We start from the raw sequence: 11,885 nt of genomic DNA on the forward strand, positions 1-11,885 counted from the left end.
CTGCCAAAGCGCGAACTCCGCCCGTTGCCCTATACACACCGCGACACATTGTCGGCTTGACTTTGCCTGTGCCCACCCAATTGCTGTAAAGTTGACGTCAAGGTCAGCTTTTACCAGGCCAGGCCAAGAATCAAAAGAAAGGGCAGGCCCCAACTGCCCAGAGGATCAAGCATGTCCAACCGTGATATTTCCCGGCGCGCCTTCCTGCAAGGCGGCCTGATCGCTGGTGTCGGTGTGACCATGGCGCCACTTGGCAGCCAGGCCTTCGCCGCGTTGATGGAGGAGCGCGTTACCACGTCGCCGCAAAAGTGGATGAACCACGACGGCAAGGCGCGTTTCCGTAACGATGCCTTGTCCAAGGTCTGCGGCGACAAAGTGTTCGCCCGCGACATCCGCGCCAAGGACATGCCCGGCTGGCCCGCCCAGCAGGGCCATGCGCTGCTGCTCAAGGCCACCACGGTTGATCGTATCTATGCCGGGCATGACCTCAGCCTGCTCGGTGCCGACCTGCAGCCGGACCGCATCGTCACCGCCGCCGACCTCGAGCAGGACGGTATTGCCTGGCCCGAGGCCCATTCGCCTGACCCGCTGCTGCCGCCCGGCAAGGTGCCGATGTTCATCGGCCACCCGGTGGCGATCCTGATCTGGCACGACTTCGAGCGCTTCCGCCAGGCCAAGCGCAAGCTGCAGTTCAATCAGCAGGCGATCCGCTACGGTGCCCAGGCGCCGCTGTACCAGCGCGACCCTTATGGCAGCTTCCGCTTCGTGCGGGTGGGCGGCGCCACGCCGTTCGACGACGATGAGTTCTCCAGCCTGAAGAATTCCATGCTGTTCCCCACCATTCTCAACCGCAAGCCGGTGTGGTCGAAGCAGCCCAACCAGCACGGCGACCTGACCGAGCAGGGTTTGTTCTACGCCAGGCGCATGGCCGAGCAGCTGGACAACCCGCCCGAGGACTGGCTGGTGTTCGACGAGCGCTACAAGACGCCGTCCATCGAACCTGCGGCGCTGGAGCCGGACAACGGCAACGGCTGGTATGACCCGGCCACCGGCACGCTGCACTTCGTGGTCGCCACCCAGTGCCCGTTCGAAGTGGCGCAGGAATGCGTGCACATGATCAAGCCGTCGCGCTTTGCCCTGAACACGCTGAACATGCACCCGGGCTACACCGTGGGCTATGGCTCAAAAGACAACAACATCTTCGTCTTCTATGCTGCGGTGGCTGCGCTTTACGGCGCCGGCGTGCCGATCCGGCTGGCCAACGACCGCTACGAGCAGTTCCAGAGCGGTATCAAGCGCCATGCCTTCGATATCCGCTACCAGCTGGCGGTGGACAAGAAGGACAACAGCTTCAAGATCTTCCGCGCCGACATGAGCTGCGACGGCGGCGGGCGCATCAACTACAGCCCATCGGTGGCCGCAGTGGGCGCCACGGCTGCCCAGTCGATCTACTACATGCCACAGAACGACCTGTCGGTGACCGCCTACTATTCCCGTGGCGTCGAGGCCGGCTCCATGCGCGGTTACGGCACCCTGCAGAGCATGGCGGCCACCGAGATGATGGTGGATGAGATCGCCGGCCGCCTGGGCGTCGATGCCATCGACCTGCGTCGCGCCAACGCGCTGAAATCGGGCATGAAGAACACCCAGGGTGCGGTCCCGGCCGGCGCCCTGCGCCTGTACGAGATCCTCGACAAGGCCGCTGTGCACGAGTGGTGGCGCAACCGCGATGCACGCAAGCAACAGATGGACGCCAAGGACCCGGATCACTGGTACGGCGTCGGCTTCGCCATCTGCCAGAAGGACTTCGGCACAGGTTCCGAGGCGCCGATGGCCAGTGTCGAGTTCAGCGCCGATGGCCGCATCAGCCTGCGCCATATCGGCACTGAGCTGGGTACTGGCATGTCCACCTCCCAGGCTTTGGTGGTCAGCGATTTCCTCGGCCGTTCGGCCGACGAGGTAAAGACTGCAGTCACCGAATGGCCAGAGCTGCAATTGACCACCAGCGGAAACCCGTACCTGATCAGCCAGCCAGAGCAGGACGCCGCGCTGCGCGACCCGCGCTGGGTCGGCAAGCTGGCATCGCCATCGTCGGCGACCAACTCGGCCTTCTACTTCAGCCATGCCACCCGCGAAGCGGCGCGTGTGCTGTTCAACCATGGGCTGTGGCCGGCGGCCATGGCGATCTGGAGCCAAGGCCCGTACGGCGGCCAGGCAAACCCGCTGGTGGTGCGCCGCGAAAATGCGGTGTGGGTCAACGGTGAGCTGACTGGCAACGGCCTGGCGCCGATTCCGTTTGCCCAGCTGGCGCAGAAGGCCCATGAAATGGGGCTGGTTACTGGCGTGAGCGTGCACGGCTTCAACCGCTGGAGTTGGGCCGAGGCCGACTTTGTCATCGATGGCGTGCGCGAGCGCTTCCCGCTCGATGCCATGGCGGTGAAATACGGCGATGGTGCGGTGAATGCCAAGAAGGCGCAGATGGGCAGCCATGGCTATCACCTGCTCGACCGGCAGAATGCGGCCTACCCCGACACCCAGCTGAACAACGCCATGGTCACCTACTACAGCCCGGTGGCGACCATCGTCGAGGTCAAGGTCAACAAAGGCACCTTGGAGACACAGGTGCTCAACCACCACAGTTGGGTCGAGTGTGGCCGGGTGCTGGTGCCGGAACTGGTCAAGGGCCAGCTCGAAGGCGGTATCGCCATGGGCATTGGCCATGCACTGACCGAAGAAATGCCGTTGTACGAGGGTGGGCCCGGGGAGGGCGACTGGAACTTCAACCGCTACCGCCTGCCGCATGCGCGCGATGTGGCGGTGTGGCAGCAGACCAGCGAAATCCTCCCGCCGCTGTCACCGACCGACCCCTCCAAGGGCATCGCCGAAGTGGTGATGATCCCGGTCGTCGGTGCCATCGGCAATGCCGTCGCGCATGCCATCGGCAAGCGCGTGCGCGATCTCCCCATCACCCCAGCCCGTATCAAGGAGGCCCTCAATGGCTAACCGTCCACTGCAACTGACGCTCAACGGTCAACCGGTCGGGCCGGTCGAGGTCCCCGCGGACTTGGCGATGATCGACTACCTGCACGAACACCAGAACCTCACCGGCTCGCGCCTGGGTTGCGGCCAGGGCATCTGCCACGCCTGCGTGGTGATCGTCGACAACCCCGATGGCACCAGCGAGGAAGTGCGCACCTGCATCACCGGTGCGCATTACTTCGAAGGCAAGAAGGTACGCACCATCGAAGGCCATGCCAAGAAAGACGAGGCCGGCAACCTGACGCTCAACCCGATCCAGCAGAAGTTCGTCGACCTGTTCGCCTTCCAGTGCAGCTACTGCGCACCAGGCTTCGTCAATGCCGCTACCGTGCTGGTGGAAACGGCCCAGCGCCAGCCGCTGAAGAAGAGCGAGGTGGAAGACCGCATCGAGGCCAGCCTCGGTCACCACATCTGCCGCTGCACAGGCTACGTGCGTTACTACGATGCCACCCGCAAGGTGCTCAACGATCTCGGCCTGGTCAAGGAGGGTTGAACATGGGCTTCGTACGTAGCGCCTCGGCGTTGGCCCTCGGGCTGGCTGTCAGTTCGTTTGCCCTGGCGGCCGACAATGCGCAGATCAAGCGCGGTGAATACCTGGCCCGCGCGGCCGACTGCATGGCCTGCCATACCGCCGAGGGCGGCGCGCCGTATGCGGGCGGCCTGCCGATCCATTCGCCGTTCGGCACCATTTATGGCAGCAATATCACCCCGGACAAACAGTACGGCATCGGCAACTACAGCGCCGACGAGTTCTTCGCCGCAGTCACCGAGGGCAAGCGCAAGGACGGTGCCAACCTTTATCCTGCGATGCCTTACACCTCGTACCACCTGATCAAGCGTGAAGATTCGGACGCGATCCTCGCCTACCTGATGACCCTGCCGCCGATCAACCGCCCGGCACCGCAGACCGCGCTGCGCTTCCCGTTCAACGTGCGCATGGGGCTCAGCGGCTGGAACATGCTGTATGGCAAGCGCGTGCAACTGCAGCCGACCGAGGGTAAAAGCCCGGCCTGGCAGCGTGGCCAGTACATGGTCGAGGTCATGGGCCATTGTGGCGAATGCCATACCCCGCGCAACCCGATCGGTGCGCTGCAGCAGGACCAGCGCCTGAGCGGCGGCCTGCTGGGTGGCTACCTGGCGCCAAGCCTGCTGGCCCAGGACCTGGCCGAGCGCGGCTGGACCCAGCCGGACCTGACCACCTTCCTCAAGCACGGCATCAGCGCCCAGGGCAGCATGTTCAACGAGATGTTCCCGGTGGTGCACCACAGCACCCAGCACCTGGAAGATGCAGACCTTGCGGCCATGGCCACCTACCTGCTGGGCGACCAGCCGCCGCCGGCCAAGGCTATCGAGGCCGTTGCCCTGGAGCAGATGAGCGACAGTGCCAAGCGGGGCCACCAGCAGTACCTGAACGTCTGCGCCGGCTGCCATGGGGTAGACGGCGAGGGCAAGCCGCACATCGCCGTAGCCATGCGCGGCAACACCGTGCTGCGCCAGGCCGACTCGCGCAATCTGGTCAAGGTGGTCCTCGAAGGCATCCGTGAACAGCAGTTCACCGGCTTCGAGCGCATGCAGCCAATGCCGGGCTTTGCCGACAAGCTTGATGACCAACAGGTGACGGATATGGTCAACTACCTGCGCCAGGCCTGGGGTGGATTACCCGGTGACCTGAACGTACAGCAGCTCGCCGAGCTGAAGGCGGAGTAAAGCGTGCAGCATCTCGATCTCCAGGTGGTCCGTCAGGCTTTGCAGTGGTCCTGCAACGGCCAGCGGGTATGGTTGTGCACGGTGCTCGCCACCTACGGCTCGGCGCCGCGTGCGCCGGGTTCGCTGCTGGCGGTGAACGCCAGCGGCCAGTGGCTGGGCTCGCTGTCCGGTGGCTGTGTCGAAGACGACTTTCTCGAACGTGTGGCCCTGGGGGAGTTCCCCGAGCCGGTTGCCATCGTGCGTTATGGCGACGGCAGCGACCCGCGTTCACGCGTACGCCTGCCGTGTGGCGGTGTGCTTGAAGTACTGGTGGAGAACCTCCCGGTTGAATGCGAAGCGCAGGCTCACCTGCGTGAGTTGGAGCGTGCGCTGCTGGGCCAGCGCCGGGTATTGCGTGAGGTGAGCTTGTCTACCGGTGCCCGCCAGCTGCTCGATGACCCTAGCCAGGGGCCACGGGTCGAGCGGGAAAATGCCCGGGTGCGCTTGCGTGTTGGTGCCGCCCAGCGGCTGCTGCTGGCCGGCTATTCCAGCGTGGCGCATTTTTGCGCCGAATTCGGCAGGGGGCTGGGTTTTGAGGTCATCCTTTGCGAGCCGCGTGACGAAGTACTCGACGGCGTAGTGCTCAATGGCATAGAGGTGCGCCGCGAGCTACCGTCGGAATTCATCGCCAATGGCGGTTGCCATGCCGATACGGCAGTGGTGGCATTGACCCATGATCCGAAAATCGACGACCTGGCGATGCTTGAAGCCGTGCGTACCGAAGCGTTCTACATCGGGGTGATGGGCTCCAAGGTCACCTCCGACAAGCGTCGCGTACGCTTGCAGCGGATTGGTGGCCTGGGTTGCGACGAGTTGGCGCGCATCCATGCGCCGATTGGCCTGAACCTGGGCAGCAAGACTCCGGCCGAGATCGCCTTGGCGGTACTGGCCGATATCCTTCGTGTGCGCAACGGCATCGAGCGGGTGGCGCTGTGAACGTGATTGCGTTGGTATTGGCTGCAGGCAGCAGTGTGCGTTTTGGCGCCGACAAGCGCCGGGCGACCCTGGCTGATGGCCGCAGTTTGCTGGCGCATAGCGTGGCGCGTGCCCGGGCGGTGTTTGATGATGTGCGCGTGGTGTTGCGCGCGGGCGAGCAGGGCGAAGATTTTGGCTTGCCTGCCGATTGCCGGGTTATCGTCAGCCCTGATGCGGCGTCGGGCATGGGGCATAGCCTGGCGGTCGGGGCCGGGGCGTTGGGCGACAGCCAGGCACAGGCGGTGGCGATCCTGTTGGGTGATATGCCTTGGATCGAGTCGGCAACCTTGCGCCGGTTGGCCGATGCCTCGAGCGCTTCGAACATTGTGTTGCCGCGCCATGCCGGGCAGCAGGGCCACCCGGTGATTTTCGGGCGCAATTTCTGGCCGGCGCTGGGGCTATTGGCCGGCGATGAAGGGGCGCGGGCGGTGGTGCAGGCGCAGCGGGATCGTTGTGTTGTGGTTGAGGTGGAGGATGCTGGGGTGTTGCTGGATGTGGATACCCCGCAGGGGGTGATGTAGGGCCAAGGGGGCGCCATAGCGTCTGCGGCGTCTGTGGCGGGTGTTCGGCATGGCGTCTGTGGCGCCTGTGAAAGGTGTTCGCCGTGGCATCTGCGGCGCCTGTGAAAGGTGTTCGCCATTACGTTTCTTGGCGCCTGTGAGATCGAGCGCCGCCCGCGCGGCGCTTCGCGGGTAAACCCGCTCCTACGTTTGTTTCGGGCCAGTCCCTCCTGTGCCTGGCGCGCGCGTCCGCCTTGTTGGTACGACGCGATATCGGGCCATGCGCCAGGGCGTTCGCGCGCAAATCCCACAGGCATAATTGGCCCGAAACAAACGTAGGAGCGGGTTTACCCGCGAAGCGCCGCGCGGGCGGCGCTCGATCTCACAGGCGCAGAAAGCGTCACGGCGAACACCTTTCACAGGCGCCGCAGATGCCACGGCGAACACCTTTCACAGGCGCCGCAGATGCCACGGCGAACACCTTTCACAGGCGCCGCAGATGCCACGGCGAACACCTTTCGCAGGCGCCGCAGATGCCATGACGAACAACCCGGCCAATCACCCCACCCGAGCCGCCCCCCATCCCCTCACAAAAGGTCCATAATCCCCCCTTAATCCGCCCAAGGTGCAATGCCAGCCATACCACTCCGGGAGCCCCACCATGCACGTTCTGCTCTGCGAGGACGACGACCTGATCGCCGCCGGCATCTGCGCCGGCCTCACCGCCCAGGGCCTGACCGTGGACCGGGTTGGCAACGCCGCCGATGCGCGGGCAATGCTGCAGGCCGCGCAGTTCGACGTGATGATCCTCGACCTCGGCCTGCCCGACGAAGACGGCCTCAAGCTGCTGCGCCGCCTGCGCGAAAAAGGCGAGACCCTGCCGGTACTGGTGCTCACCGCCCGCGATGCCGTCACCGATCGTGTCGATGGCCTGCAGGCCGGTGCCGACGATTACCTGCTCAAGCCCTTCGATTTGCGCGAGCTGGCTGCACGCCTGCATACCTTGCTGCGGCGGGTGGCCGGGCGGGCGGTGAACGTGATCGAGCACGGCCCGCTGCGCTATGACCCCAGTAGCTGTGAGGCGACCTTGGCCGGCCAGCATGTCGACCTGTCCCGCCGTGAGCAGGCCCTGCTCCAGGCGCTGCTGCAGAACCCCGGGCGAGTGCTGTCCAGCGAGCAACTGAAAGACTGCGTGTACGGGTTCAGCGACGAAGTCGAAAGCAACGCCCTCAACGTGCACATCCACCACCTGCGCCGCAAGCTGGGTAACGGCATTGTCGAGACCGTGCGTGGCCTGGGCTACCGCCTGGGCCCGGCGCAGGCACCGCAAGAGGCCGCATCATGAGCCTGCGGGTACGCCTGAGCCTGATCCTCGGCAGTGCCTTCGTGATCATCTGGGCACTGGCCGCCGCGTGGATGCTGCGAGACCTGCGCCAGCAAATGATGTTCTCCCTCGACCAGCGCCTGGTGGCGTCGGCGCGTATGGTCGCCGGGCTGATCGACCAGTTGCCGCAGCCGCTGACTGCCAAGGGCGGGGAGGCGCACTTTTCCGCCGACCAGTTCAGCGTACCGGATGGCATGGCCTGCCAGGTCAGCTCGCTGCGTGGCGAGATCCTCGCCAGCAACCACAAACACGATGGCACCATGGACGACGAGCGCAGCGGGTTCCGTGACCAGACCATCGACGATGCACTTTGGCGCACCTTTACCTACAACCACGGCGATGTGCGTATCACCACGGCCGACCGGCACATGGAGCGCGAGGCGCTGAACCAGTCGATTCTGCTGGCGGCATCGGCACCGGTACTGATGGCCCTGCTCGGCAGCCTGGGGCTGTTGTGGATCGGGCTTGGCAAGGGCCTGGAGCCGCTCAACCGCATGCGTGATGCCTTGCGCCGCAGGCGTGCGGACAGTGTCGAGCCGCTGCAGGTGGCGGGTATGCCCAGCGAGTTGCAGCCGTTGCTGGAGACCCAAAACCAGCTGTTCCTGCGCATTGCCCAGACCCTCGAGCGTGAGCGGCGCCTGACCGACGATGCCGCGCATGAACTGCGCAGCCCGCTGACCGCGATCAAGACCCACCTGCAGGTGGCGCGCATGACCGACGGTGCAGTGCGCGAGCAGGCGCTGGAGCATGCCGAGCAGGGCACCGACCGCATGCACCGCACGCTTGAGCAGTTGCTGATGCTGGCGCGGGTGGAAGGCAGCCTGTCGTTCGAAGATGGCGTGCAGTGCAGCGCCGAGCAGGTGGTCCGTCAGGCGGTGCAGGATGCCGGCGGCGGTGACAACCGGCGTATCGTGTTGCGTTTGCCAGAAGAGGCGACGCAAATCTACCTGGGGATGCCGGCACCGTTGGCGGTGGCAGCGCTGCGTAACCTGCTGGACAACGCCCTGCGTCATGGCGGTGATGAAGCCGTAGAGCTGGACGTGCAGATGGCGGACGGGCAAGTGGGTTTCATGGTGCGTGACCATGGGCCAGGGATTGCCGAGGCGGACCTCGCGCACCTGACCGAGCGCTTCTGGCGTAATGGGCAGAGTGGTGGTTGCGGATTGGGGCTGGCCATTGTGCAGGCAATCGTGCAGCGGTGTGCTGGTAGCCTGCGCTTTGACAGCCGTAGTGACGGTTTGCGCGTCTTGTTGCGGGTGCCGGCGCGTCCGGTGCATTGATGTTTTATTGCCTGTGCTGGCCTCTTCGCGGGTGAACCCGCTCCTACGGGCGGGTGGCGGTCTGTGGGGGGAGGGTTTGCCTGTGCTGGCCTCTTCGCGGGTGAACCCGCTCCTACGGGCGGGTGGCGGTCTGTGGGGGGAGGGTTTGCCTGTGCTGGCCTCTTCGCGGGTGAACCCGCTCCTACGCAGCGGTGTGGTCTTTGTAGGAGCGGGTTTACCCGCGAAAGGGCCGGCACAGACAAAAATAAAATCGCGTAACAACCGCTAAATCCTCCCCCCACTCAAGCGTTTCCAAAGCGATAACCGCCCATCCGCTTGCTTGCGAGGATTCACCCATGTCCACCGCTTCCAGCCTTGCCCAGGTTGCACCGGCCAGCGTGCCGCAACCCTTGTACGAATTCACCGATTCGCCTTTGCTGCAACGCCAGCAGCAGCAAGAGTCCAACGCCCGCAGCTACCCGCGGCGCATCCCGCTGGCGCTCAAGCGCGCCCGGGGCATCCATGTCGAAGACGTCGAAGGCCGCCAGTTCATCGACTGCCTGGCTGGCGCTGGCACCTTGGCGCTGGGTCATAATCACCCGGTGGTGATCGAGGCAATCCAGCGCGTGCTGGCTGACGAACTGCCGCTGCATACACTCGACCTGACCACACCGGTCAAGGACCGTTTCGTCCAGGACCTGTTCGGCATCCTGCCCGAGGCGCTGCGTCGCGAGGCCAAGGTGCAGTTCTGCGGCCCGACCGGTACCGACGCCGTTGAAGCGGCGCTCAAACTGGTGCGTGGCGCAACCGGGCGCAGCACCGTGCTGGCCTTTCACGGCGCCTACCACGGCATGAGCCAGGGCGCGTTGAGCCTGATGGGTAGCCTCGGCCCCAAGCAGCCACTGGGCGCATTGCTGAGCAGCGGCGTGCAGTTCATGCCGTACCCCTACGACTACCGCTGCCCGTTCGGCCTGGGCGGTGAGGCCGGGGTCAAGGCCAACCTGCATTACCTGGAAAACCTGCTGCTCGACCCGGAAAGCGGCGTGCCGCTGCCCGCCGCCGTTATCCTCGAAGTGGTACAGGGTGAGGGCGGGGTCATTCCGGCCGACATCGAATGGCTCAAGGGCGTGCGGCGCATTACCGAGCAGGCGGGTGTGGCGTTGATCGTCGACGAAATCCAGAGCGGCTTCGCCCGTACCGGGCGCATGTTCGCCTTCGAGCACGCCGGTATCGTGCCCGATGTGGTCACCTTGTCCAAAGCCATCGGTGGCAGCCTGCCGCTGGCAGTAGTGGTCTATCGCGACTGGCTGGACACCTGGAAGCCGGGTGCGCATGCCGGTACCTTCCGTGGCAACCAGATGGCCATGGCGGCGGGTTCGGCGGTGATCAACTACCTGGTCGAACATCGCCTGGCCGAGCACGCCGAGGCCATGGGGCTGCGCCTGCGTCAGCACTTGCAGCAATTGCAACGGGACTATCCGCAGTTGGGTGATGTTCGCGGGCGTGGCTTGATGCTTGGGGTCGAACTGGTGGCCCCGCAGGGCCAGCGGGATGCCTTGGGGTATCCGCAGGCCAACCGTGAGCTGGCGGCCAAGGTGCAGCGCGAGTGCCTCAAGCGAGGGTTGATCCTGGAGCTGGGGGGGCGGCATGGCGCGGTGGTGCGCTTCCTGCCGCCGTTGATCATCAGCGCTGAGCAAATCGATGACGTGGCGCAGCGCTTTACAGAGGCGTTGATCGCGGCAGTCTGAACCTTTGCCGGGGCCGCGTTGCGGCCCATCGCCTCCACCAATGGCCCATCAGGATCAGGTTGCCGTCACCGGGTTACCAGCCGCGTCCGGAGTCTACCCAGAAGTTCACGGACAGCGACGTGGACACTGACTCTACCTGGTGGAACCAGCCCTCGGGCAGGAACAGCAAGTCGCCGGCCTGCAACACCACGCGCAGGAAGGGCACCTCACGGGCTTCGGGGAAGCGCTCGTAGTCGGGGGCATCGGGGTTGAAATCGCAGCCGTCCAGGCCGCCCTTCGGGCTGGTTGACCAGGTGCCCAGTGCGGCGCGATGGTGCGGAGCTGCCAGGATGAACGATTTCTGTCCCCAGACCTGGGCGAACAGGTTGTCGGTATCATCCCGGTGCAGCGGTGTAAGGGTACCTTTTGGGCCGATCCAGATGCGCGGTGGAATGAAGCGCTGGCGTTCGAAGTAGTCCGGGTAGCGGATCAGGGCCTGGAGCTTTTCTGGCACGATATTGTTGCCCATGTAGGCGGGCGGCTCGCCGGGCTTGGCCGGCTTGTCGAGCGAAGCGATGAAGTCGGCCATGGAGGTGGCGCGGAAGTCGCGGTCGGTAGAGAAGGTCTTCTTCACGTAGTCACCATGCCGGGTGATGCCCTGTAGCTCGGCAAAGTGGGCCAACGAAGCTTCACGGCCCATGGTGAACAGCGGCCAGTCGCCAAGGGCATCGCTCAGCACCACCGGCAAGCCCGTTGCCAGGTGTTCTCGATCGAAGCGCGACGGCGGCATCTCGGCCCGTGACAGGCGTTGTACCTCATACAGCACGGGTTGGGCTGCTGAGACCTCCTCGCTGTAGCGCCCTGGCGTGGGGTATCGCTGGTTCATTGCTGCCTTGCTGGTGGTCGCGCCTTGCCGCGCGCTGCTGATAACCTGCGGCAGCAGGGTAGCCAGGCCCATGTTGCCGGTAATTTTCAGGCGTGCACTGGCGAACAGTTCCTCTACGTCGACAGCGCCCGCCATGATGCCGAGGAAGTCATCTTGAGCCACTTCGATCGTGACGTCCGGAGCCTCATGCCGGCCACCCCCCGTGCACGTGTTGTCGCCTACCTCGGACCAGTAGGTGAGCCCCTGGCCGAAGTCGAACTGGAACACGCCTTCGATGCCGACGGCATGGGCGTTGACGAACAGTTTTTCGAGTATGCGCTGAAGGTCCACGGTAAGCCTCGTCGGTGGTCGTTGTGCAGGGTTGGCATG

The 11,885-nt window shown here is 64.9% G+C and carries 9 protein-coding genes; 8 read left to right on the forward strand and 1 reads right to left on the reverse strand.

What is annotated here, in order from left to right; genetic code table 11:
• Window positions 1–171: 171 nt before the first annotated feature.
• The 8 genes from LVS58_RS23235 (at window position 172) to LVS58_RS23270 (ending at window position 10,651) form a co-directional block, all read left to right on the forward strand.
• Window positions 172–3,003: a xanthine dehydrogenase family protein molybdopterin-binding subunit gene (locus LVS58_RS23235; protein WP_233693003.1), complete on the forward strand. Its 2,832-nt coding sequence runs from the start codon at window positions 172–174 to the stop codon at window positions 3,001–3,003.
• Complete coding sequence (locus LVS58_RS23240; protein ID WP_003254265.1) at window positions 2,996–3,532, forward strand: (2Fe-2S)-binding protein; 537 nt, start codon at window positions 2,996–2,998, stop codon at window positions 3,530–3,532. The genes LVS58_RS23235 and LVS58_RS23240 overlap by 8 nt, the downstream gene beginning before the upstream one ends.
• A 2-nt stretch (window positions 3,533–3,534) precedes the next feature.
• The gene (locus LVS58_RS23245) at window positions 3,535–4,746 is read left to right on the forward strand and encodes a cytochrome c (RefSeq protein WP_233693004.1); all 1,212 of its coding nucleotides are present in this window, start codon (window positions 3,535–3,537) and stop codon (window positions 4,744–4,746) included.
• A gap of 3 nt (window positions 4,747–4,749) precedes the next feature.
• Complete coding sequence (locus LVS58_RS23250) at window positions 4,750–5,721, forward strand: XdhC family protein (protein WP_233693005.1); 972 nt, start codon at window positions 4,750–4,752, stop codon at window positions 5,719–5,721.
• Complete coding sequence (locus LVS58_RS23255; protein ID WP_233693006.1) at window positions 5,718–6,281, forward strand: nucleotidyltransferase family protein; 564 nt, start codon at window positions 5,718–5,720, stop codon at window positions 6,279–6,281. The genes LVS58_RS23250 and LVS58_RS23255 overlap by 4 nt, the downstream gene beginning before the upstream one ends.
• Window positions 6,282–6,921: 640 nt before the next feature.
• Entirely contained in the window at window positions 6,922–7,605 is a 684-nt protein-coding gene (locus LVS58_RS23260) for a response regulator (RefSeq protein ID WP_020193358.1), read from the forward strand.
• Window positions 7,602–8,924, forward strand: coding sequence for an ATP-binding protein (locus tag LVS58_RS23265; RefSeq protein WP_233693007.1), 1,323 nt, complete (start codon window positions 7,602–7,604; stop codon window positions 8,922–8,924). Before LVS58_RS23260 ends, LVS58_RS23265 begins: the two co-directional genes overlap by 4 nt.
• Before the next feature lie 335 nt (window positions 8,925–9,259).
• Entirely contained in the window at window positions 9,260–10,651 is a 1,392-nt protein-coding gene (locus tag LVS58_RS23270; RefSeq protein ID WP_233693008.1) for an aspartate aminotransferase family protein, read from the forward strand.
• 73 nt (window positions 10,652–10,724) lie between these two features.
• On the opposite strand, the gene LVS58_RS23275 is transcribed toward LVS58_RS23270, so the two are convergent.
• Complete coding sequence (locus tag LVS58_RS23275; protein ID WP_233693009.1) at window positions 10,725–11,846, reverse strand: cupin-like domain-containing protein; 1,122 nt, start codon at window positions 11,844–11,846, stop codon at window positions 10,725–10,727.
• Window positions 11,847–11,885: the final 39 nt, after the last annotated feature.

The sequence above is a fragment of the Pseudomonas sp. JR33AA genome (assembly GCF_021378985.1).
In the GTDB taxonomy this organism is placed as follows: domain Bacteria; phylum Pseudomonadota; class Gammaproteobacteria; order Pseudomonadales; family Pseudomonadaceae; genus Aquipseudomonas; species Aquipseudomonas alloputida.